Here is a 20,559-nt window from a genome sequence, read left to right on the forward strand (position 1 = left end):
GCCCCCGCGTTGACGCGCTCGCGTCGAGGTCGATGATGGGACGCTTGGTCGACTGCGTATGCGTTGCGCAGGATGGCTGATGGGCACGCAGTGCCGGGTGCGTTATTTTCGAGTTCCAATCGTACAGAGATAGTCGCGCGGCATGGCTAGCCCGACCGGCGAGCGGTGCTTCTCATGCATCGCGATGAAGTCTCGTTGAAGTGCCGTGCGCCTTTCAGGGTCGAGCGATGCGGCGAGCGTTTTTGTCGGGCCATAGCCAGTCACAAATATGTCCCATACCGTTTGGCCACTCGGCATGCGGAGTACCGTGGTGCCAGGTTCAAAGGCCAGATCGAATGTATCGCCAAGCAATTCCAGAACGCGGCCTTCCCGGCCCCACGCAAATGGCGAAGGAGGAGGATTGTCAGGCGGTGGCGGCATGTATGGCCGCATTGTCTGGAATATTTCTTCAACCGCACTGCCAGGCAGCCAAGTGACCAACCCCAGTCGCCCGCCCTTGCGCGTGACACGTGCCAACTCGGCAGCTGCAGCCTCGGGGCGCGAGACAAACATGACACCGAACGTCGAAGTCACACAGTCAAAACTTTGATCCGGAAATTCCAGCGCTTCGGCATCGCCGACCTTGAAGTCGATCTCCGGTGCAATCAGTTTCGCCGCCTCGATAACGCCTTCACCAATATCGATACCAGTCACCTTTGCGCCTCGATTAGATAACCGCCGCGCAGTCCAGCCCGTGCCTGTCGCAACGTCAAGGATACGCTCTCCCGGTTGCGGCCAGATTCGATTCACGACGTGATCAATGGCGTCCGCTATACTTTGGCTCACGGTATCGTAGGACGCGCCGCCGGAACCCCAAGTCGCGGCGGGTTTAAGGTTATGAGCAAGAATTTGCGCCATGAAATTTACTCCTCGATCTCGATGGAATAATCAGCTCAGTCGCTTGAGCCCGGCGTGATGAGAACATTGGCACGCAAGACGAACCTCAACCACAGTCTACAAATCGGTTGCGGCACAATGTCTCAGTTCAAGGTATACCGCCTAGCGCGATGATATGAGCGCGCGTCCGAAACAGATGCATGTCCTCTGCAACTGCAACCACAAATTTTCTTGCGCCAGATATTCTCGATAGGTTCGGTCGCACGGTCCCCTCGCTTTTCGTCGCCCTCCATAGAACCCTCGACCATCCTGTCGTGTCCGTGCGATGCACGACGTGGAAGCTATAGCGTCCTGCGAGGACATCAGTTTTGACGCATCCGCTAAATTGGGTCTGCATCGCTGCTACATAGTTGGTGACGATCCGCTACGTGCGGCGAACTCCCATTCACATACCCATTTGCATGCGAAATTGATTTTAACTGCGCACGCGCGCGTCATTGGTTGTGAGGGTTCAAATCATGACGAAGCACTTTTCGAGGCGAATCATGACTGATGTGCTCGTAGTCCTAGTATCTGTAGTTATGATCACGATTGCAGTGACATTTTTGGGCGATCCCATTCGGGCCCGCATCGCTGCTTCTATCCCAACCCCATTCGATCTTGCGATGGTCAAGACACTCGCAACCGCTGAACCGAGCAAACCGAGCCTTCCGCGCGCGCAACCGACTTGCCGGCTTCGTTCCGCTCCTCTGCAATGGAACGTAGACAGGATTTTCCGGCCGCCCGCAGCTCGCGGATGATGTGGGCTTGCTAAAGAAGCAAGCCGTCTCGGTTGGCGGCCTTTAGGCACGGCGTTTTCTTCACCTTTGAGGAGTGACGCCAGTCGTATCGGCTGTGGATTACACATGCGCATCCTGAAAGTTGCACACGCAAATTCTTCGTGCCCTTGCGGCATTTCGCGCATCATAGCAACCTCGATGCGAACCGTGTCAGCATCGAAAGCCTGACGGGAAATTCCTCATCATTTTCTTGAGGTCCCTACCTCCATTTGTAATCCACCTCACACCTGCAGCGAAGCTGCGGTCCGATATTGTCTCAGTCTTGGCGTCATTCGAGGAATTTGCAGATTTCGTTCGGGCGCTCAGTCGTTCTTGCCTGGTTGGGCACCGAAACGGGAGGCCGGCATGCCAACGTCATCTCCCCTTGTGCGATGGTCGACTGAGATGCTGCCGGAGCGCACACGGTTCTCCACGTTCCGTGAAGAGTTTGCGCGGCTGAACCTCGCCTTGGACGTGATAGATCACAGCGGCGGCCGCCCGCGTATCAATGTCACCTACTTGCCGCTCGGCCCGGTTGGCGTTTGTAGCATTGTCACCACGCCGGTGGAGTTTATCCGTCACAAACGCCACCTCAAGGATAGCCGTGACCAATTCGGACTGAACATCGTCGAAGCTGGCCCGGTCCAATTTGCAAATGCTGGCCAGGAACATGTCTATGATGCCGGCGCCGCTTGTCTGGTTGACCGGGGAAGGCTGCTGCGAGTATTTGGGTCGCGTGGCGCCAGCGTCAAATTCGTGACCGTGCCGGCTGCCGCCCTTAGGTCGCTGGTTGCACAGCCGGAAGATCTATCAGGTCGGCCGGTGCGTCCTGGACCGGCGCTTCGCCTGCTCCACCTCTACCTGCAATCGCTCGCATCCTTCAAAGAACCTCCGTCATCAAAACTCGCCTCCACCGTAGGCACACATCTCCTCGATCTTGTGGCCGCGACGCTCGGGCCGACCGTCGAAGCTGCAAACCTCGTTACGGAGCGTGGTGTGAAGGCAGCCAAGCTGCAGGCGATCCTGACGGAGGTCGCGCGACGCTTCTGCGATCCCAATTTCGATCTGAACAATGCTGCTGGAGCGCTCGGTATGTCGCGGCGATACGTGCAAAAGTTGCTCGAAGAGACCGGAAAGTCGTTCACCGAGCACCTTGCAGCGTGTCGGCTTGAGCGTGCCTTCGCGATGTTGACTGACCCGCACCATCTGCATTTGGCCATCATCGATATCGCGTTTGCAGTCGGCTTTGGCGATGTTTCTCATTTCAATCGCTCGTTCCGCCGACACTTCGGCGAGACGCCATCAGGCGTGCGCGCCGCATCGATGGTGCGGCAGAAGTCATCCTGCGCCCCCTTACAATGCGGGGGCGACGGCCGTTGAGAACGCGGACAGTTCGACCTCGCAGGACGGCAGGCAGCGCGCACCGGGGCTACAGGGCTGAAAGAGTTCCTTCACCTTGATCTATGGAACACGCGAACTGGCCATAACCGAGACCGCTTCGCGTTGAAGAATGAGACCGTCGCTGCTGGGGGCCAAACGGAGACAATCCGATGAACACTCGGACACTTGCTGCAGCGCTCGTGGGAGCAACTCTGTTCGGCCTTACCGCCGCGCAGGCCGCGCCCAAGCCCAAGGCGAAACAGGCGGGCGCGGTCACCGTCACCGTGACGAACTCGCGCAAAGCGGATCTAGTCCAGCTCGAGGCGGCCAAGTCAGGGTCGCCAGACTGGAAGGAAGTACTGGGCCCGCTGAAATCCGGCAAGCAAGCGTCGGCTAAACTGCCACAGGCCAGCGATTGCCGCTTCGATCTGCGCGGGACCTTCGACGACGGCCAGTCGACGGATGCCTCCGGCATCAACGTCTGCGCCGATAAGACGCTCAACCTGACCGATTGACACAGGCTCTTTTATCGCGCTCCGCATCAGCACGACGCGGCGCGATTGGGCTGAATCTTGGCCTCCAGGCTCTGCGCATCACCGGCTCCAACGGTCCGATCTCAGGCCAATGCTAGTTCAACACTCTCACCAGATCATCAGCCTCGTGCAGATCGCGGGAGGTTTCCGCGGATGCGAATTTCGCCCGGGTCGATATTAGCAGGTCTTGTGCCTCAGTGCGTCCGGATGCGCTCCCGCCTGCGCTGACCAGGCGCGCGATGCTGATCGCCGTGCGCAATTCCCAGCCGACCGCCCCGAGCTGCCTGGCGGGGACGAGCGAGCGTTTGAACATGCGCATGGCAGCCCGGTCGTCCCGCAACGGTTCGCGAGACAGCAGCGTGCCGTGGATCCGATAGATCTCGGGAGCAGCCCAGCGTTCGCCGGTTTGCTTCATCAGGGTCGCAGCCGAAGCGGCGAAGCTCCGGGCCCTTTCTATCTGCCCGATCCGTCCGAATTCCGTGGCCAGCAGAATTCGATAGAGCGGCATCTGAATGCACTGGTTCTCGGGGGGGAGCTTATCGAGCAAGCCGCATAGTTGTTCGAGCACGTCCGGTGCGGGGCTTCGTGCCGCCAAGGCGGCGGTCGCCCACAATGGGCTGATGACCCGAGGCCGCCCTCATGGCCTACACAACGCGCGCGTCACCGTTCGTCACGCAGACGGGCGCGCGGAGAAACGCTGGCTGGCCACCGAGAGGAAATTCAGGGACGTCTTGCGCGGCGAGTTCGGACTAAACATGTCCGATCAGCAAATCGATGAGTGCGTCGCCGTTATGAAGGCGAAAGGTACGGGAGACGCTCCCCATCCGTTCTTCGCTTAGGCTCTCTTCGAGAGAACGGCCCGGCCGCCCCCTAAAAGACCGGCTAGTCCACGTCCGTTTCGGGTCATGAGCGGCGGTTTGGAAGTCGGCCAGTCACTTCCGGTCTACCCCAATACGCTGACGATTTCAGAGCCAGCCGGACTTCGCGTGAGGGCCAACAGGTAACATAGCAGGATGACGAGCACGACAGAGGCCGCCAACTGACGCGGCCTTACTCACTCTTAAATTCCGCGACCTTTCGATCTTGAAGCCATAGCTCCACGTCGTACCCGTCAGCCAAGACCTTGGCGCGCTTCCTGGCTTCGGTTTCGTCCTCGCAAATCAGTTGGATGCGACGCTCGATATGCCCGTCGAGGCCCATGAGATAAGCGCGGTACTCGTGCATCTGGTGCCACAAACGAAAGGCCACCAACTGAGGCGGCCTTATTCTTCAGGAGGTTGCAGGCCCGACGACGTCAGCCACCCGTCTATAGAAGACGCCGTTTCGAGCTGGCGCAGTTTGCTTTCTAGAAGATCACGTTGCTGTCCCGGCTGTGTGTTTTCCAGTTCGGCGATAATGCGGGCTCTCTCCGCGTTCAGATTGTCGTCAAATGTGTGGGAGTGTGAGCGTCGTCTCATGGTACTCTCCCTTCCCTAAGTGAATTGGGCAGGAGCGCAACCGGCGTTCTGATCACCGATTCGAAGCAACGGTGCCGTGTGCGGTGATGCTACCAGTATGCACCCGGAGTCGGAACGCCGCCAGAACAAAACTTAAGTGGAGGCTCTCAGCAGGCCGCGCGCGGCCTTACTGCACGAAATAAATTCTCGCCACCGCCTCAGCAAACAGCAGCGCAGCGCCGAAGGCGGCAACGCCAAGGCAGACGCGTGCTTGGATTGAATACGTATTGAAATGAGCAGGGTCGATCATGCTCGCTCCGCTTGGTCTCGCGGGAGCGCGATCAGCTTCTCAAAGGGGCCTTTCGGTCCCTTAATCGCAGATCGAGTCGTGGTCCCGGCGCTTAATCGCAGTCCTGGCCCACCTTTTGCTGGGACGGTGCTTGCTCGGCCTCACCGGCTGTCATTTTCTTTGACTGTTCAGTGGGTGCGGGACGGGTCTGCTCGACCGTGCCTGCCGTCCGATCCGGTGACTGCGAGGAGGGTGCGGGCTCGATCTTCTTCGGTTGCTCGGCAGCGGTAGGCTCGCTCTGCATCTGGCGTTGCGCGTCCTGCGACGATGTCGCGACATTCTCCGAGGCTTTGTTCATCACAGATGTCGGCGGATGCCTGGAATCAGTTGCTGCGGAACCAGTGGTTTGTCCGGTATAGCCTGGGACATTCCCAGATCCTGCATCGCGGCTCGCCATATTGCAGGGAGCCGCATACACGGCGCTGGCACTGAAGGCTAGCACCGCGCCCAAGATCATAAGCCTGTTAGCAAACATATTCTTTGTCCTTTGCGTTTGCGCTAGACGCTAAACGAATTGAACAAAACTTCTGTTCCGCGGCCGAACCAGATCGCCGTGCCCTCGGTTCCATGCCGGGATAGAAGCCGACGTCCCAACCCCCACTCGTCGGCGGTGGTCGGCACGCCGCCGCGCACGCCAATCGTGCCGATGCGGACATCGCTGAAATAGATGTGCCAGGTTTCCTGGCGGTCGTTGTCGCCGCGCGTTGGGTCAGCGGTCATGGCGATGCCCTAGCACAAGGCGTGTACTACGACGACAGTGCCGGTCGCAGAGTCGTGAATGGCACCATGTCCGAGGAGCAGGCGCTCTCCGCCGCGCAGGGATATCTTGCGCAGCAAAGGACAGCGCAAAGTGGAGGTGGCGATGCGGATGCAACGTTGGATATTCCTCAGTGCAGCAATCCTGGTGATGACCCCGGCTAAAGCTCAAATGTACGATCCGAGTTTTCCAGTTTGTCTTCAGGTTTGGCAGTGGGGTGGCGGCTACTACTTTGACTGCTCCTACACGACATGGGATCAGTGCCGAGCGAGTGGGAGTGGCCGTGCGGCGATGTGCTTGGTCAACCCTTATTGGAACCGAGCGCAGCCGAGGTCATCCGGCGGCCGCTTCTACTGAAAACCGCTGGCGCAGGGCGATCCGTTCGGAGGCGTGACCAGCCCTCGCAGCGGCGCATGCCGATTTCGACCTGAATAAGCAGCCTTGACTCTCCCTTCCCCGAACCGCTTCGATCATCGCTTGGTGGAGGTGAGTATGCGTCAGGCCCGTCAATTATTCCCGAAACCGAATACGACATCTACCTCGTCCTCGACACCTACGGCCGCCACCAAGGCGCGCCTGGGCCGAGACCGACGAGGAACGCACCGACCGCGACACGCTGCTGCGCGATCTGATGGAGGGCCAGTACAGCAATCCTTTCAGATCGAAGGCACAGGGACGTAATTCGGCATCCGATGGGCGCGTGTGTTCGTCACTTCTGCACGAACTTGATTTTTGAGACGGGCCACTTCCCAGGATGGCCGGCGACGGAGAGACGCAAACCGTGCGCTTCGTCCAAAAATAGTCCCTCGACCGTCCCCGCTATACCGTCCATAAGCACGACAGCCTTGCCGACCAGTTCTGCCTCGGCACTGTGATATTCCCGCATAATTGCGGCGGCGCGCGCTTTAGCTCGGGGCATTGCGTCGTCAGGTGGTCTCAAATCGCATTATGCCGACCGTCGAGATGCAAACTGTGGGTAATGAGCAAGGTTCCTCTGAACACGCTCGCCCGGTTACTTCTTCCACACCAATGCAAGACAGCGTGCGCAAAAAACAAGTCCCTGTGCCCGAAGGCACAGGGGCACAATGTTGAAGACCTCAATGCTTGATCGGCTGCTGGCCCCCCTCGCCTATCCAGCCGCATTGGCGAGCGTGGTGATGATTGCTGCTAGGTCGTGCGCTCATAAATCCGCTGGGTCCGCTTGTACCCCAACAGCGGCGAAGAAGCGGACATTGCGAGAGGTTCGTAAAGGGCCAGGAAGCGACATTGGAGCTGAAGGAGGCAACGCTATTCTAAGCGGCCGATGAGCTATCGGGAGGGCTCACTATCGACTTTTGCTGATCAACCCTCTGGCAGGCGGGACAGGAAAATACGTGGATGATTTCCGTTGGCTCTACGCCCACCAACGTGGATCGTGTCCATCTCATCTCGAGTTGGCAGTCAGGGCAGACTGGTGACTGGAGCTGCTCTAACGAACGCCTAAGCCGATCCACCATTGAAGCGATTTCTTGGTTATTCCTCTACATGCATAGGCCCGCTCGGTCCAACAGGCGACTTGGCAGAGTGACGAAGACCCTACCGCGTGAGATAGACGCTCATAATTGCCATCGCCAGCGCACCGCCAAAAATCGCAATGCCAAGACAGATGCGTGCTGGGAGCGAATACAAATCGATATGGGGCTGCTCGGTCATGACACCCTCCGTTGCTTTGCTAGGCGGACGCTTCGAGCCATTCATGGATGTCGGACGCTACGTCGATCTGGCGGATTTTGCTGAGAATGCCTTCCAGTTCGCGGCCGGCTGTCAGCTTCGCCGCCTCTTGCTCAAGGCGCACTTTCTCGGCGGCTAGTCTCTCTGCGAATGTGTGGGGCTTTGAGCGGCGTCTCATGGCGCTCTCCTTCCCTGTTAGAGTGGAGCGGGAGCGCTATTGGTCTCTCGGTCACCGGCAAATGCCAAGGGCCACCCGGTGATGGCTGCTAACGGTTGGGAACCCGATCGGTTGCTATCAATCGTCGCTGCGGTGCAGCAAACTGCACTCCAAATTTCAACTTAGGGCACTTGGGGATACGGACATCTCGCAGCCTTGTTGGGATCAAATCGGCAGCGCGAACCTTTGCTGGGGAGGTCCGTTGGGGGTCATAAGCCGACATCGCGCCAAGAGGCACGATCGGTCTGCTATGGCCATAACCGGAAGTGCTCGCCACACCCGATCATCTTGTAGTCATGTCGCGCTTAGTGTCGGGTCCCGCGTGGAGCGAGACCCCCATTTGGTCTTAAACGCTCTTACGGGTTAAGGGCCAGGTCGATCCAACGCGCATCGCAAGATGATCAGAACGAGGCCGCCTTCGGGGCCAACGTCAATTTAGCAGCCGAGGCGCTGGGCCTTCACCGGCAGGCCGTCAAGCATAAACCCTTCCGCTCATGTGCACCGGCGCCTCACGGCAGGGTGCCGCCCGTCTGCTGTCAGATCGTCACGCGGCTGCCGTCGAAACGTGTAAAGGAGAAGCCGTCGAACGGCTCGCGAAGAGTAGCGCGCTCGTCCCGCAACATACAGATAGCCACTTCCTCGCCGATCGCCATCGAGGCGGACGCGTCGGAACGCCAGTGGATGCCCGCCCAATTCCGTCCGAAACCGAAATTCACGGCGAGCTTGTTCAACTCTCCGCCGACCGTGAGCGGTGAGCCGTCATAGGGCACGAGCCTTGTCGGGTCAGCCGGATCGGGCTGCACCGGGTTGGCGATGACGCGGCTCTCATCGAAGAACGCCTTCAACATGGTAGCCGTGACGGCACCAACGCTCGTGGCCCCGCCGGGATAGGTGGAGTGGAAGGGCGCGCCCTCCGGATAGGTTTGCGACAACAAATAAGTGCCGTATTTGGCCTTGCTACGAGCGACGCCCTCCGACTTCAGAAAATCATCATGCAGTGGGTAGTCGCTCACGCCATTGGCGAGGCGATGGTGCGCCAGAGCGCCGTAGGCTTCCGGTCGCACAGCCCGGTGCACGAAATACTTTTGCCAATAAGACGCGCGGACGGAGTTACTGATCCCCGTGGCGAGCAGTGCCTGCACGTAGGGCAACCCGAAGGTGCCACCACCGGGCCCCTGGGTTTTCGATTTCCGATACGGGTTCGAGGGGTAGGACACGGGCTCTGCCGGTGGATAGATCCCGGAGTAGCGCTTGTCCGGCCCGCCTCCTGGGGTTGCAAGGAGCAGCGCTGCCGCCCACCCAAGTGCAGGACCAGTGTGGATATACTCTGCGAGATCTCTTCCCGTCGTGATGTATCGCGGTGTCGCGTCGAACTGCAGCTGGCGCTTCGGTGCGGCGCCATTCTGAATCGCCAGCCACTCCTCGTAGTCGGTCAAGAATTCGCTGGCGGGCGACGCGGTACGAATTTGAGCACTGATCCACTGTGAGGCATAGGGCGCGTCCCTGAGCAGGAACTGCGAGATTAGCGGACCGTCCAAAACGCCTGGAGGCGTCACGGAACGGCCCTTCGGGTCGCCTGCGTCGAAATACAGCGCATTGGCGCGAAACAGTGTACCGGGCGTGACCCGCCCACCAGACTTCGGCCCTCGGAAATCGGCAAGCTTGTTGATCTCCTCGGTTGCTGCAAGCACGTCCCGATTGGAGGTGTCGTCGCGCAACTCGGTAAGCGGGACATCACGAAGTAGGGATTGCCAATATACCTCAACCGCCTCGCCGGCGCGCTCTGCACTTGCGAGAGCCGGTGCCGGGGGTATTCCTATCTGAGTAGGGTTTATGCCGCTGAGACTGACGGCCTGCGTGCCCAAGGGATTGACCAGCTTGCGAGTGCCGCCGAGCGGAATCTTCTCGAAATCGGCGGGATCGCCCGACTGGCAGGCGGTATAGAGAGCCTGCCACGCCTCTGGTGTCACTTCGCCGCGTTTGTCGTGCGGCAGGCCCCGTGAATCGGAACCGATCTTGTTACTGTAGCGGGCCTCGTCGCCATTCGCAGGGTGGGGCGCGATGGGAATTTTCTCGTTGCTGCTCGCACAGACCACGCGGACTCCGAAGGCTCGGTGCTTGAACGCCGCGTCGAGCGGTCGGGTGTCCGCGTTCACAGGCTGCGCCAGCGCCGGGGCGAACCCGGGCATGCTCGGCGGAGACGCAAGCACGGCGGCGCCAACCGCAATGCCGGTCCCGCCAAGCAGAGAGCGGCGAGTGATCGCGGTCGACAGGCCCGGCGACGCCAGGCTGGATTCAGTTGAAACGGTGGAATGGTCAGCCATGGAGGCCTCCTCCCTCGCGGGAAAGTTTCGGCAGGATTGCGCCGGAGCCGTCCTATTACTCGCATGCTGCAGTCGAAATCATTTCACCGGGAGGACACTGAGGAGATTGACTCCGATCAATGGTGAGTCGAGCAGACCAATTGTGCACCGGTGGGGAACCACCGCCCGCCGTGTCTTTGCACAACGCAAGTGCCCACCGGAGCAATGACGTCGCCTTTGGGTCAAAAGGCGAAGAACTCAGCGTGAGCAAATCTCGTCCGCTAAGCCCCACTAAGCTGACCTCAGTGAGGGTGTCGCCACTTCGCTGATGGGCCAGAAGCAGAACTTAAAGGATCTGCCTCCACCTCAACCTGCAACACCGATGAAGCATCATTGATCGCGGTGGCAGAACTTCATTCCGCCGTGCATCCCCTTGGTTGCCGAGACGTGCCAGCCTGGTCGCATGTAGTGTCCTGCTCCATCATTTGTTAAATCAGCTGTCGATGCGGTCCAGCCAGGTACCGGATGCCCTCTTCTGACCCCTTTGTTGCAGTAACATGTTGCCCCAACCGGAGTGTTACGACTGCAAGGAGCTGTTCCAGCGCCCTCAACTTGCATAATGAGAGCTTCATCTTGTCCAACCCGATAGACCGCGTTGTCGAGAACGGACGGGTCCACACTGGCCGCCCGCAGGCCCGAGCAGCTAAACAGCAGCAACGCAAGATACAGTGGTGCCCTCACAGCTTCCCCCAAATCGCTCTAAAACCTACATGGTAAAGACTACCAAAAGTAGCGTTCACTGAAAAACGGCTATTGTAAAGCTTCGCTGAAAACAACATGCGGGCGCTTCGCGAGCGGCTACCAATCGCGCGGCGCGTCATTTCCGGCCATACCTGCTTCGGGTCAAAAGCGGCGGTCGGGCGCGAAGTTTCTTATGTCTGGTTGATCCTCGACAGGCGACGTTGCCAGCGCCCAGTCGGCTGTTCAGCTACTGGCCAAGAGGCGACATTCCATTTCGGGAGCCTCCCAAACGGGCCACCGGAGTGGCTGTCCCCAATGTCGCGTTGGCGGCGCACCGCTGGCAGCATCAGCCCTACAATTTTTGACTCTTGCGGTTACTGCGCCCGCCCACCATCATTAGTGCCAATTCTTTGTCGCCGTCAGGTGGTGACCATGTCGGGCACGAGCAGTTGGCAGCTCCGCGACGGTGAGCAAATCATTGTTTGCAACAGAGGCCTCGTCGGTCATCGGCACTTTTTGATCGGAATCACCCGCGTTCGCAATGAAGCACTTATTCTCCGAGATGCACTGGACTACGTCGGGAAGCACGTGGACGCGATAATCGCCTATGATGACGCGAGTACGGATCGAACGCTGGAGATTCTTGGCGGGCACCCGAAAGTCGCTCTAATTGTGACAAATCGGTCGTGGGAAGCGGACATCGAGGCGCGCCGGATTGCCGAGCGTCGACATCGCGGAATTTTGCTGCAGACCGCGCGTGAACAATTGCAGTTCGACTGGACGTTTTGCTTCGATCCGGATGAGCGTGTTACCGGAGATCTGCGCGGACACGTCGAACGAACTCATTCCAGCGTCTATGACGGCGTGCGGGTTCAGCTGTTTGACGCCTATATGACTCGTGGCGATGACGCGCCCTATCGTGCCGATTGCGAACTACTGCACTTTCGTCGTTTCTTCGGCCCGGAACAGCGGGATATTCTGATGTTGTGGCGAAACCGGTCGGGGGTCGCCTTCGCGAATGGGCGAGAGCCGGTCGGTGTAGAACGCGTGGCGACCAGTCTGTATTGCCAACACTATGGCAAGTCATTGTCGGTCGAACATTGGGAGGAGACTTGCGACTACTACATGCGACACTTTCCGTTCGATACCTACGGACGAAAATGGCGGGATCGCAAAGGTCGAGCAATCCACACTCAATCTGACTTCATGCGCCCCTTGTACGAGTGGGGTGACACGCTATTCGCGAACGCGGTCAAGATGTGACTTGTCCGAAGATCGAGCGTGCCCTCCGCTCTGCGCCAATGTGACCGCTCGGGCGACAACCTCACGCCGAGTTTCTCACGCAGGGTGTCTCGCGCGGAGTGCCCCTATATTCTAGGCAAGACAATTAGATCAGCGAATGCAAAGCCTTGATCGCTGCCTCGCGGTTCTCCGCAGGAATGATCAGATTCACAGAATGCGGCGACAAAACGCATTTGTCGGCGACAATCCCGTGATGTTGCAGAACCTGAATCGCCTTAAACGGCAAGTCTGAAGAAACGCCGCCAAAGCAAGTGAGGCTCACCGAACTCAAGGCCTCACGCTGTTGGCGCAAGTCTTTGCTCTTCTCCAGCGTGCGCAGCAACGCGTCGAGCGACTCCGAATCGGAAGTCATCATGATGCGGGTTTTTCCGCCGGCGCAAGCCGACGCGAGGAGCTGCGGCCAGGATAAGCCGTTTTGTTTAAGATGCCGCGCGAATTTCTCGAAGCCCTGATTGAGATCCGCGGAATCGATCTCCACATGCTCAATGCGAGTTATTGAGTTGACGGCCAAAACCTTTCCGCTCTCCATCCCAATAACCTCTCTCATCACTTGCGTGGTTTGTTCGGCGCCACCCAGTTTCTTCAGAACCAAGGGAACGTTTTGGCTTTGTGCCAGCTCCACGCAGCGACAATGCAAGACCTTGGCGCCCCAAAAACACATCTCCGACAGCGAAGCAAAATCCAGCTGACGCAAGAGTTTTGAATTTGCCACGATGCGCGGATCGGCCGAGCAAACTCCGTCGACCTCTTTGATGATCTGACAACATTCGGCTTTTAGCGCAGCTGCCATGGCGACCGCAGTGGTGTCGCTGCCGCCTCGGCCCAGCGTGGTGATTTCTTTAGTCGCCGGATTCACGCCCTGAAAGCCGGCCAAAACCACGATGCGTCCGCGGTCGAGCTCCTCGCGCACGCGAACCGGCCGCACATCTAAAATGCGCGCGGAAGAGTGCGAGTCGTCGGTCATCACTCCGGCTTGACTTCCGGTGAAACTGATCGCCGGTGTGCCGAGATCGGACAGCGCCATGCTCATTAAAGACATGCTGATGCGCTCACCGGTGGTTAGCAACATATCAAGCTCACGGCGATTGGGATGCGGGCTTACTTGATAGGCCAGCTTGACAAGTTCGTCGGTGGTCTTGCCGATCGCTGAAACGATCGCTACGACCCGATAACCACGCCTGTGCAGGTCGGCGAGACCGCTCGCGACCGCACGGATTTTTGCCGGCGTTTCAAGACAGGTGCCGCCGTATTTTTGCACAATGATGGGATTGTTCCGCATTCTACATACAGAAATACTCCGCGCGAGCCCAGCGCGCCAGCACGAACAAACTGCGACAGGCCCAATTGCGTACTCTTATCCTGTATTGGGAGGACAGTCCGCTCGGGTCAGAAGCGGTAAGGCTCGTGTCGAGCAAAAGATTTCTGCTTTACGCCGAGCACCCGAAGTTCGAGCGGTCACGGTCAAACGCCGCTTCGCGCCAACAGGCGACGTTGGCGGGTGCCTCAGCGGTCACAAGGGGGATTACGGGCCGGCCCCCGAGAAGGCCAGGCTGCTCGAGTTCCACAACTCGTGCCAGCAATTGTTCGATCGTCTGCTTCAGGGCCGCAACAACGTCTCCATGATCGTCCGGTTGGTCGATAGTCGTTCGCGTATCGACATCCATGATCATGCCCATCCAATCAATCCCGCACGATCGGCCGCAATGGTGTCAAGAATCTGCCAGCACTCATCTTGCGTCCACTCACACGGGCGTTCGTAGCATCGCTCTCGCGAAGCCTCGCCTCTGCCGCCCTACCTCGAACGTCTAGTCGATGAATTGCGCAAACAGGAGCGTCATCCAATTGATGGCGTCGCAGCCCGCTAACCGTTTCCTTCATGCGACGCGGCGGGTAGTCGCTGCCGTCTGAGCGCGTAAAGAAGTCGTCGCCGTTCCAAACCGGCGGCGGCTTTTTCTCATCTTGTCGCTGAGGCATTCCAGGCTTGACCGCGCCGAACGCCATGAGGACGTGCTTGTGCAGTGGATGGTCAAGCCGCGCTGTTTCCCCTGTTGGCCCATTGCTGAAATTTGGGCTGAACGCTCGGATGTCCGCTAGAGGGGATATCGCGGACAGATAGCAGAGTGGCCGACGAGGTCTCCCTTTGACCCACCGCAGACCTCGGGAGGATTTATGTCCTTCCCTGAAGACTGAGGCGATCGGAGGTCGTGTTTGTGCGGCGTTGTCAGACGAACGCCCTCGGCCTCAAAGAGCCGAAGGCGCTCCAATCTTCAGATTAGCCCTTGGTTACTACCGGGGCCGGAGCTTTGCCGATCGGGTATTTGCCGACCGGGGTTTTGCCGACGGGCCACTTACCAACTGGCGCAGTCTGGACAACTGGCTGCGGGCGAGGAAGGTCCGCTGCGACCGCCGTTCCCACCAAAGCCAACGATGCAATGCCAACGATTCCGAATTTCAGCATGAGGTCCCCCGTTGCTGCTAGAGACGAGTCTAGGATCGATCTTATTGAGCGTAGCTGATGGGGCCAGCATGCGGTGTGCCTACGCGGCAACACTCAGGAAAAAATGGCAACACGCGATCTAGTTGCTTTAGCGCTGTTGATCAATCGACTGCGCAAGTTTGTATTTTAGAATTTGCGCCAGCGATGTCTGTTGTTGGCGCCTCTCAGACTTGTGGGTCCGGCCGAATGTCCGGTTTGCGCAAAAACCGGAATCGCTCACACACAACGTCGGACGACGGCATTGCGCCACACCGCGCACCGCCTTTGCGAGAGGAACGGTCTCATCAAGATCGCGTTTCTGCACAATAGGCTGAGGGCAGTCATCGACACAATCATTGGAGAACTAAAGATGGCAAACCCGCGTCCGGAAGAGAGATCGACACAAAACATGGAAGACGCAGCCCGCCGTACAGGCGAGAGGGCTGCGGAGCAGACTACGCGCATCGGGCAAGCTACGGCTGAAGCCGGCGAGGAAGTGGCGCGGGCCAGCGCTGATATGCTCAAGCAAAACGTTGAGACGTTACAGCAGACCTGGCGCTCCAGCCTCGAAGAGGCGACCTCGGTAATGGGACGGTCAAGCGAGCAGTTTAGTCGCACGCTTGGCTTATCTGAAGAAGATGCGCAAAAGACAACGGCGGCAACCGAACGGTCAGCTCGCAACGCACAGACGCTCCTTTACAGTGGTACAGCCGCCGCCAAAGTGATGGGGGAATGTCCCAAGAGTACCTCCAGATGGTTCGGCAACAATTTGAGAAGCACATCGACCACTTGAACAGGTTGTGGACGTGCCGAACTCCACAGGACTTTACAGCGGTGCAGAGTGACATGGTGCGGGAGACCGTGGAGACCGCTCTGGAAAGCAGCCGTCGTATCGCCGACTTGTCGCTCAAAATGGTCGACGATACCGGGAAGAAAATTAAACAAACTATGGATCAGATCCCACGCTAAGCGGGGCGGACTTGAACGGAGAGAGCGGCTAGGGCAAGCCGCTCTTGCCGCCCCGGCGAATTCAGCGCGACTTTCGTTTGCGCGTTCGCTTGCGACTGAGCCGTTTGGCGTTTGCCGCCACCTTTCTTCGATATTGCTCAACAATCTTGTCGCCGGAAGCGCCCGCCATCAGGCTGGTGCTGGCCTTCGCCGCCGCGAGCATTTTTTCACTGACCATGCGGTGGGCTTCACGTTGGGCAGCTTTGCCGCCGCGCATCAGCTTCGCAATCCGCAGCCCAATCACGCGATTGCTTTCTAGCCCCAGCATCATCCAGTTCCACATGCTGCGATATTCCTGGCAAGGCGAATAACTTGGGATCACATCACGGGCCACGGCGTGCGCGGTTTCCAATCAAAGCCGCGTGGCTTGCCACGACAGGCAGCAATCTACTCGCATCAATCCGCTGGCGCCATGGCTGGTGCAAGGGTTCCTTCATCTTGATCCAGGGATACATCCGAATGGGCGATAGCCGGAAATCGCTTCGTGCTGAAGAATAAGACCGCCGCTGCTGGGGGCCAAACGGAGACGTCCGATGGGTGTGGCAGGCTGGCGCTTTGCGCAAACGAAGAAAGCCCTCCGCGTCCGGGCGGTCGTCATCTGCGTGCTGGAAGAGTTGCCGTTTGTCTGCCTGATGGTGGTCGCAATTGGCTCCCTGATCATGATCGGCATCACGCTCTGCAAGGATTGGCCGCAGTGAGGGGGCCTTACCGCCAAGGCGCTTATGACAGCAGGTAGACATCGACCATCAGATGCTTCTCGTATTCGGTCAGCGCCACGCTGCCGGGCGCGGCAGCTCCTCTGTGTGCGATACGGGACGAAATTTAGATGAGATTGCGAAAATACTAATACGGCCGTCGCGCCGTCCCCGCATGCAGCAAACTCAGAAAGACCCAGACAACTTGCGGGCGGACCGCCGTCCTTAGGCCTTCCGCCGCTCATGTCTGCTGGTGCAGTAAGAGCGGACTTCGATTAGGACCGCGTGGAGGTCTGAAAGTGATTCGAAGCGGACCACGAACATTAACGGGGATCGTTGCTCTGCCCCAATTGTCTCTCGATCGCTACCTTATCGATGATCGACCACACCGCTTTTATTCTCCGCTCGTCGAACTCATAGAAGACGTTCTCGGCGAAGGAAACCCTTCGCCCATCAACGTCAAGGCCGAGGAAATTTCCTCTTGGCGTGCAGTTAAATCCGAGCCTGCTCGCAATAAGCGGTGGATCGCATACTATGAGTTGAATATCGAAATGAAGGTCCGGAATTTCGCGGAAATCTCTCTCTAGCATTTCGCGATAACCAGATAGCCCAATCCGTTCACCATTGTGGTGCACATCGACATGAACGAATTGCTCCAGTTCAGCCCAATTCTGCCTGTTCAGGCAGTCGATGTATTCGCGATAGGTAGTGGAAAGTGTGGTGTCGACCATACTGCCTCCGGCGGTTTCATTCCGCCAGTCGTCGGCGCAGAACGTTCGCCGCCGAGCGTGGCTCGTTCGCTCCCAATACATCTTGTACATCGACCGACTAACTTGGGGCCGCTGGTGCGATCTGGTAATCAAAGAGAACGTCCGAAAGTGATGCTGTGGACGGCTCCTCCACCGGCACGAGAGTGCCAAGGAGTGGGTGCCGTTTGAGGCACCCACGATTCGGAGGAGCAGCCTCTGCAGTCAATTTCGACCTGGACATCCACCTCGGCGAGGCTTTTCGGAATTACGGTGACGGTGCTGGCACTGTAATGCCCGAAGCTATGGCGAGTTGCTGGTCGAGCAGACACCGGTTGCCTAAAGCGCGATAAAGTCAGGAGAATCGTCATCGCGCTTTAGGTTGTTGTTTGAGCATGATCTCCGCGCAAACGCGTTCCGCGTTTGTCGCGAGGGAAAACCGTTGGTGCACTTTGCGCTAACGCGGCCCTTCGGGCCCGGATCATGCTCTAGGCGGATCGATCGACGAGGCCTTCACTCATGCCGCTGCTCCAAGCCATGGCAGCCCTTGCGCCTCTACGTCGACCAACTCATTCAGTTCCGCTTCCAAGTCCAACACGATATCGCGAAGCAGAGCCGCTGCCATTGGGTCTGTCGTTTCATGCGCCATCAAACGAAAGCGCTCGACATCGTGCCAGCGCTCCTTCCAATCGCTGTCAGTCATGGCTCCCCCATGCGCTGATCCCCCAGCCAGCATGGGTATTGGTTCCTCAAACTGTGAAGTTATTACGGCACGATGGGACATGGTCCCTGCCCCACCCCCGCCGGCGGCGGGCAAGGCGAGCACGGGACAGACGTCGAGCCCTGTCGGGACGAAGAGCAATCGAAGCTGGAGATATTTGTCAGTTCATTCGCATCGTACCAGCTAAGAGGTCCACCAAGGTGAAAGGGAGCCGTCCGAGCGTTGAACCGAATTGAGACGTCGGCCGACCTACGAAATGGTGTCCAGCGGACCACCTTGGAATGAGGTGCCCGATGTCAAAAGCAAAAGAGCTTGCCGACCGAGCCCGAGCGTTCGAAAAACGCGCTGCGACGGCGATCGATCTTTCCTCACGAGAACACTATCGTGAGATGGCCGCTCACTGCCGCGCGCTTTCCATCGAGCATCGCGAAGCCGAACAATTGCAAAAGCTTTCCCAGGCTGGATTTGAACAGCTGGCGAAGAGGAGCAACCTCCCCTCATTTCAAAATGCTGATAGGCCAACCTTTCAGCGCACCATGGCGGTGGGCATCGTGCTCTGCGTCGCTTTTGTCGCTGTCAGCTTCTCATTGCGGCCGCAGGCGACTGACGATCGCGTGCTGGTGAAGGCGGATCGCCTCATGCGGACCGCTGGCGATCCATCCAAGGTGAGATAGTTCACCCCTAAAATCGGCGGAGTTGCTCGTTCAGCCTCTGCAATTGAACCACATTGAAATGCCGTCACGAGACTGCGTTAGAATTGCGCCGGTTGAGCCGGGGGACCAGGCCAACCTGACCGCACGTTGTTCCTGTTGTTGCGATCGAACAGGTCCTGCCTGCAGATAATCCTGCAGCTCGCCGCCGGAGACGCAGCTTGGTGAGCACCGGCGATCGTCACTACTTTTGTACGCGACGTCTTGGCAAAGGCGGGCGTCGCCACAGCCAGATCGAGGGCGCAAAGGACGGCAAGCAAGCAAGTCTTACTCATGGGCGACGCTCCCCGGTTGGTCGACGCAACCGCTGAGACAACAGCGGCAAGCAAACGGCCAGCCGTTCAGCAGCTGGGCGGATACGGACCCTAGCTGCACCGTCAGCGAGCCATGATCTCGCGGGAGTCGGCTTTGAGCCAGATCAAGGGGGCATCGGCGTCCTCCAGCATGCCCCCTCACATCATCTCCGAAAGCGGACGCCTCGAGCCGATCCGAAACGTGCGGTTCAGGCAGAATGCCCGCTTCGCACCACCTCCCCGCGAGGTCGCGCTTTGACCTGCAGCAGCCCCTGGCGAACGAACGATGACCTCAACTGTTGCAGCAGCACGGCCCACCGAATGGTTCGACTCGCGCTCAAGACGGAAAGAAACCCGAAAACCATCAGCAGCGTGCCAAGCCAGGTCCAGGCCTGCCCGTCATCGCCGGCGTCGGCGATGGAAAAGGCGAGCGGCGTCGCCGAATCGGCGACCACGTCGCTGACGGCCGGCGTGGCGGCCAGCATTGCCTCCACGTCGACTTGGACGTCAGCTTGGACGCCGACCTGGCGCGGCGTGATACCGTCGGCCGTGAGGCGGTCGCGCTTGAAAAGGGGGACCGGCGACACGCGGGTCGCGGTCCCGGTCGCAAGGACGGGACCGGCATCAACCACCTGCACGGGCGCGGACGGGCTCGGCCGAGACGTATCCTCGGGTGCGGAGCGCTGCAGCTCCGCGCGCGCATCCACCACCGCCTTCCGCTTGCGCGCTGCGGTCTTGTTCTCTTCGGCCATCGCGACGCGATGTCTCGCGGTGCGATACTGGACCGACTTCTTCACCGTCTCTGTCCCTTCGGCGCGCTGGTACCAGCATCTGCGCCGGCCTTCCACCCGATAGACCCAGTGCTGGCCGTCGGCGGTCGACTTGCCGGGCCGCGACAAGCACTCCACTTCCGCGGAACTGGGCGCGGGGGCTGGCGCGGGATCAGCATTGAGGAATGCGGAAAATGTGTTCGACGACGCAGACGTCGTCGACAGACCGGCAAGACATACAAAAGCGGCAAAACAAATTCGCAAATGACCGGACATGGAAACCCCCGGTGTTGCGCCCCTGCCCGACCACGAGCGTTGGCCGTGATCTGGGTTGCAATGCGACTTAAATCCGGCAACGCCGTGGATTCATTTTGGCCGCAGGCGAGATGATTGCGCAGACAAGGGGAGTGCACTCAATAGCTCCGGCCGCTTTCGCATGGCCTGTAGCTCAATGGTTAGAGCCGGCCGCTCATAACGGTCTGGTTGCAGGTTCGAGTCCACCAAGAATATCAGTATCTTGCTTGATCTTCGTTGCCCGTACCGCGACGACCGCACCAGAAACCGCACCAGATACGTCCACTTTTCGTTCGTGCACAGTTCGCAAGGGTGACAGGCAAGCTCGCCTGCTGATGAGTGGATGCGACAGTGCATCCACGATCCCCCGGCCGACGGAGAGGGACCGTCGGAAACAGCCTCTGCCTTTGGCGATGATGTCGGC

The 20,559-nt window shown here is 59.0% G+C and carries 24 protein-coding genes and 1 tRNA gene; 10 read left to right on the forward strand and 15 right to left on the reverse strand.

All coding sequences use genetic code 11. The annotated features are described in order from the left end of the window. Positions 1–102 precede the first annotated feature (102 nt). On the reverse strand, positions 103–897 hold the full coding sequence (locus AB7008_RS37090; protein ID WP_212097248.1) for a class I SAM-dependent methyltransferase: 795 nt from the start codon (positions 895–897) through the stop codon (positions 103–105). A 1,163-nt stretch (positions 898–2,060) separates the two neighbouring features. On the opposite strand from AB7008_RS37090, the gene AB7008_RS37095 reads away from it, so the two are divergent. Together AB7008_RS37095 and AB7008_RS37100 are read left to right on the forward strand one after the other, a co-directional pair. Next, the gene (locus AB7008_RS37095) at positions 2,061–3,074 is read left to right on the forward strand and encodes an AraC family transcriptional regulator (protein WP_441260399.1); all 1,014 of its coding nucleotides are present in this window, start codon (positions 2,061–2,063) and stop codon (positions 3,072–3,074) included. 170 nt (positions 3,075–3,244) lie between these two features. Next, on the forward strand, positions 3,245–3,589 hold the full coding sequence (locus AB7008_RS37100; RefSeq protein WP_014493348.1) for a hypothetical protein: 345 nt from the start codon (positions 3,245–3,247) through the stop codon (positions 3,587–3,589). Between the two features lie 112 nt (positions 3,590–3,701). Here the strand turns inward: AB7008_RS37100 and AB7008_RS37105 are convergent, their stop codons facing one another. The 5 genes from AB7008_RS37105 to AB7008_RS37125 form a co-directional block, all read right to left on the reverse strand. Then, complete coding sequence (locus tag AB7008_RS37105; protein WP_249156524.1) at positions 3,702–4,202, reverse strand: hypothetical protein; 501 nt, start codon at positions 4,200–4,202, stop codon at positions 3,702–3,704. Between the two features lie 667 nt (positions 4,203–4,869). Further along, positions 4,870–5,064, reverse strand: a complete 195-nt coding sequence (locus AB7008_RS37110) for a hypothetical protein (RefSeq protein WP_014493341.1) — start codon at positions 5,062–5,064, stop codon at positions 4,870–4,872. Between the two features lie 166 nt (positions 5,065–5,230). Beyond that, the gene (locus AB7008_RS37115; RefSeq protein ID WP_259221610.1) at positions 5,231–5,353 is read right to left on the reverse strand and encodes a hypothetical protein; all 123 of its coding nucleotides are present in this window, start codon (positions 5,351–5,353) and stop codon (positions 5,231–5,233) included. A 91-nt stretch (positions 5,354–5,444) separates the two neighbouring features. Beyond that, positions 5,445–5,690 carry a hypothetical protein gene (locus AB7008_RS37120; RefSeq protein ID WP_141379572.1) on the reverse strand — a complete coding sequence of 82 codons (246 nt, stop codon included), beginning with the start codon at positions 5,688–5,690 and terminating at the stop codon, positions 5,445–5,447. A gap of 200 nt (positions 5,691–5,890) precedes the next feature. Next, positions 5,891–6,112, reverse strand: a complete 222-nt coding sequence (locus AB7008_RS37125) for a hypothetical protein (RefSeq protein WP_212455390.1) — start codon at positions 6,110–6,112, stop codon at positions 5,891–5,893. A gap of 66 nt (positions 6,113–6,178) precedes the next feature. On the opposite strand from AB7008_RS37125, the gene AB7008_RS37130 reads away from it, so the two are divergent. Both AB7008_RS37130 and AB7008_RS37135 read left to right on the forward strand, forming a co-directional pair. Continuing rightward, entirely contained in the window at positions 6,179–6,313 is a 135-nt protein-coding gene (locus AB7008_RS37130) for a hypothetical protein (RefSeq protein ID WP_441261301.1), read from the forward strand. Between the two features lie 7 nt (positions 6,314–6,320). After that, positions 6,321–6,506, forward strand: a complete 186-nt coding sequence (locus AB7008_RS37135) for a DUF3551 domain-containing protein (RefSeq protein ID WP_441261273.1) — start codon at positions 6,321–6,323, stop codon at positions 6,504–6,506. A gap of 1,354 nt (positions 6,507–7,860) precedes the next feature. On the opposite strand, the gene AB7008_RS37140 is transcribed toward AB7008_RS37135, so the two are convergent. Both AB7008_RS37140 and AB7008_RS37145 read right to left on the reverse strand, forming a co-directional pair. Continuing rightward, positions 7,861–8,037 carry a hypothetical protein gene (locus AB7008_RS37140; protein ID WP_264621393.1) on the reverse strand — a complete coding sequence of 59 codons (177 nt, stop codon included), beginning with the start codon at positions 8,035–8,037 and terminating at the stop codon, positions 7,861–7,863. 575 nt (positions 8,038–8,612) lie between these two features. Further along, entirely contained in the window at positions 8,613–10,400 is a 1,788-nt protein-coding gene (locus AB7008_RS37145) for a vanadium-dependent haloperoxidase (RefSeq protein WP_212455391.1), read from the reverse strand. A gap of 1,152 nt (positions 10,401–11,552) precedes the next feature. Here AB7008_RS37145 and AB7008_RS37150 point away from each other — a divergent pair. Continuing rightward, positions 11,553–12,383 carry a glycosyltransferase family 2 protein gene (locus tag AB7008_RS37150; RefSeq protein ID WP_212102578.1) on the forward strand — a complete coding sequence of 277 codons (831 nt, stop codon included), beginning with the start codon at positions 11,553–11,555 and terminating at the stop codon, positions 12,381–12,383. Between the two features lie 124 nt (positions 12,384–12,507). Here AB7008_RS37150 and AB7008_RS37155 read toward each other — a convergent pair whose 3' ends face one another. From AB7008_RS37155 to AB7008_RS37165, 3 genes are all read right to left on the reverse strand, one after another. Continuing rightward, complete coding sequence (locus tag AB7008_RS37155; RefSeq protein ID WP_441260400.1) at positions 12,508–13,701, reverse strand: aspartate kinase; 1,194 nt, start codon at positions 13,699–13,701, stop codon at positions 12,508–12,510. 148 nt (positions 13,702–13,849) lie between these two features. After that, positions 13,850–14,098 carry a hypothetical protein gene (locus tag AB7008_RS37160; protein ID WP_014493335.1) on the reverse strand — a complete coding sequence of 83 codons (249 nt, stop codon included), beginning with the start codon at positions 14,096–14,098 and terminating at the stop codon, positions 13,850–13,852. Positions 14,099–14,694: 596 nt separating this feature from the next. Continuing rightward, a complete protein-coding gene (locus tag AB7008_RS37165; RefSeq protein ID WP_080588649.1) occupies positions 14,695–14,880 on the reverse strand; it encodes a hypothetical protein in 186 nt (61 codons plus the stop codon). Positions 14,881–15,268: 388 nt separating this feature from the next. On the opposite strand from AB7008_RS37165, the gene AB7008_RS37170 reads away from it, so the two are divergent. Beyond that, entirely contained in the window at positions 15,269–15,691 is a 423-nt protein-coding gene (locus tag AB7008_RS37170; protein WP_212455324.1) for a hypothetical protein, read from the forward strand. After that, positions 15,652–15,867 (forward strand): phasin family protein, encoded by a 216-nt coding sequence (locus AB7008_RS37175; RefSeq protein WP_249155617.1) that lies wholly within the window; start codon positions 15,652–15,654, stop codon positions 15,865–15,867. The genes AB7008_RS37170 and AB7008_RS37175 overlap by 40 nt, the downstream gene beginning before the upstream one ends. A gap of 61 nt (positions 15,868–15,928) precedes the next feature. Here AB7008_RS37175 and AB7008_RS37180 read toward each other — a convergent pair whose 3' ends face one another. Beyond that, complete coding sequence (locus AB7008_RS37180) at positions 15,929–16,258, reverse strand: hypothetical protein (RefSeq protein WP_373866022.1); 330 nt, start codon at positions 16,256–16,258, stop codon at positions 15,929–15,931. A 181-nt stretch (positions 16,259–16,439) separates the two neighbouring features. On the opposite strand from AB7008_RS37180, the gene AB7008_RS37185 reads away from it, so the two are divergent. Then, positions 16,440–16,604, forward strand: a complete 165-nt coding sequence (locus AB7008_RS37185) for a hypothetical protein (protein ID WP_212455299.1) — start codon at positions 16,440–16,442, stop codon at positions 16,602–16,604. A 320-nt stretch (positions 16,605–16,924) separates the two neighbouring features. Here AB7008_RS37185 and AB7008_RS37190 read toward each other — a convergent pair whose 3' ends face one another. After that, on the reverse strand, positions 16,925–17,332 hold the full coding sequence (locus AB7008_RS37190; protein ID WP_212455300.1) for an ester cyclase: 408 nt from the start codon (positions 17,330–17,332) through the stop codon (positions 16,925–16,927). A 532-nt stretch (positions 17,333–17,864) separates the two neighbouring features. Beyond that, a complete protein-coding gene (locus tag AB7008_RS37195) occupies positions 17,865–18,050 on the reverse strand; it encodes a hypothetical protein (RefSeq protein WP_441260401.1) in 186 nt (61 codons plus the stop codon). A 311-nt stretch (positions 18,051–18,361) separates the two neighbouring features. On the opposite strand from AB7008_RS37195, the gene AB7008_RS37200 reads away from it, so the two are divergent. After that, positions 18,362–18,742, forward strand: a complete 381-nt coding sequence (locus tag AB7008_RS37200) for a hypothetical protein (protein WP_212102583.1) — start codon at positions 18,362–18,364, stop codon at positions 18,740–18,742. 538 nt (positions 18,743–19,280) lie between these two features. On the opposite strand, the gene AB7008_RS37205 is transcribed toward AB7008_RS37200, so the two are convergent. Then, positions 19,281–20,117: a hypothetical protein gene (locus AB7008_RS37205; RefSeq protein WP_441260402.1), complete on the reverse strand. Its 837-nt coding sequence runs from the start codon at positions 20,115–20,117 to the stop codon at positions 19,281–19,283. 169 nt (positions 20,118–20,286) lie between these two features. On the opposite strand from AB7008_RS37205, the gene AB7008_RS37210 reads away from it, so the two are divergent. Continuing rightward, positions 20,287–20,344: transfer RNA gene (locus AB7008_RS37210), tRNA-Met, on the forward strand. The last annotated feature ends 215 nt before the right edge of the window (positions 20,345–20,559 follow it).

The sequence above is a fragment of the Bradyrhizobium sp. 521_C7_N1_3 genome (assembly GCF_052075975.1).
Taxonomy (GTDB): domain Bacteria; phylum Pseudomonadota; class Alphaproteobacteria; order Rhizobiales; family Xanthobacteraceae; genus Bradyrhizobium; species Bradyrhizobium japonicum.

What these genes read in the sequence shown, in the direction of transcription:
- AB7008_RS37200 (WP_212102583.1), top strand. Translation starts at nt 18,362, where the DNA reads ATGTCAAAAGCAAAAGAGCTTGCCGACCGAGCCCGAGCGTTCGAAAAA.
- AB7008_RS37100 (WP_014493348.1), top strand. Translation starts at nt 3,245, where the DNA reads ATGAACACTCGGACACTTGCTGCAGCGCTCGTGGGAGCAACTCTGTTC.
- AB7008_RS37115 (WP_259221610.1), bottom strand. Translation starts at nt 5,353, where the DNA reads ATGATCGACCCTGCTCATTTCAATACGTATTCAATCCAAGCACGCGTC.
- AB7008_RS37130 (WP_441261301.1), top strand. Translation starts at nt 6,179, where the DNA reads ATGTCCGAGGAGCAGGCGCTCTCCGCCGCGCAGGGATATCTTGCGCAG.
- AB7008_RS37165 (WP_080588649.1), bottom strand. Translation starts at nt 14,880, where the DNA reads ATGCTGAAATTCGGAATCGTTGGCATTGCATCGTTGGCTTTGGTGGGA.
- AB7008_RS37120 (WP_141379572.1), bottom strand. Translation starts at nt 5,690, where the DNA reads ATGAACAAAGCCTCGGAGAATGTCGCGACATCGTCGCAGGACGCGCAA.
- AB7008_RS37110 (WP_014493341.1), bottom strand. Translation starts at nt 5,064, where the DNA reads ATGAGACGACGCTCACACTCCCACACATTTGACGACAATCTGAACGCG.
- AB7008_RS37150 (WP_212102578.1), top strand. Translation starts at nt 11,553, where the DNA reads ATGTCGGGCACGAGCAGTTGGCAGCTCCGCGACGGTGAGCAAATCATT.
- AB7008_RS37135 (WP_441261273.1), top strand. Translation starts at nt 6,321, where the DNA reads ATGTACGATCCGAGTTTTCCAGTTTGTCTTCAGGTTTGGCAGTGGGGT.
- AB7008_RS37175 (WP_249155617.1), top strand. Translation starts at nt 15,652, where the DNA reads ATGGTTCGGCAACAATTTGAGAAGCACATCGACCACTTGAACAGGTTG.
- AB7008_RS37095 (WP_441260399.1), top strand. Translation starts at nt 2,061, where the DNA reads ATGCCAACGTCATCTCCCCTTGTGCGATGGTCGACTGAGATGCTGCCG.
- AB7008_RS37125 (WP_212455390.1), bottom strand. Translation starts at nt 6,112, where the DNA reads ATGACCGCTGACCCAACGCGCGGCGACAACGACCGCCAGGAAACCTGG.
- AB7008_RS37185 (WP_212455299.1), top strand. Translation starts at nt 16,440, where the DNA reads ATGGGTGTGGCAGGCTGGCGCTTTGCGCAAACGAAGAAAGCCCTCCGC.
- AB7008_RS37160 (WP_014493335.1), bottom strand. Translation starts at nt 14,098, where the DNA reads ATGGGCATGATCATGGATGTCGATACGCGAACGACTATCGACCAACCG.
- AB7008_RS37155 (WP_441260400.1), bottom strand. Translation starts at nt 13,701, where the DNA reads ATGCGGAACAATCCCATCATTGTGCAAAAATACGGCGGCACCTGTCTT.
- AB7008_RS37170 (WP_212455324.1), top strand. Translation starts at nt 15,269, where the DNA reads ATGGCAAACCCGCGTCCGGAAGAGAGATCGACACAAAACATGGAAGAC.
- AB7008_RS37140 (WP_264621393.1), bottom strand. Translation starts at nt 8,037, where the DNA reads ATGAGACGCCGCTCAAAGCCCCACACATTCGCAGAGAGACTAGCCGCC.
- AB7008_RS37090 (WP_212097248.1), bottom strand. Translation starts at nt 897, where the DNA reads ATGGCGCAAATTCTTGCTCATAACCTTAAACCCGCCGCGACTTGGGGT.
- AB7008_RS37190 (WP_212455300.1), bottom strand. Translation starts at nt 17,332, where the DNA reads ATGGTCGACACCACACTTTCCACTACCTATCGCGAATACATCGACTGC.
- AB7008_RS37195 (WP_441260401.1), bottom strand. Translation starts at nt 18,050, where the DNA reads ATGACTGACAGCGATTGGAAGGAGCGCTGGCACGATGTCGAGCGCTTT.
- AB7008_RS37145 (WP_212455391.1), bottom strand. Translation starts at nt 10,400, where the DNA reads ATGGCTGACCATTCCACCGTTTCAACTGAATCCAGCCTGGCGTCGCCG.
- AB7008_RS37205 (WP_441260402.1), bottom strand. Translation starts at nt 20,117, where the DNA reads ATGTCCGGTCATTTGCGAATTTGTTTTGCCGCTTTTGTATGTCTTGCC.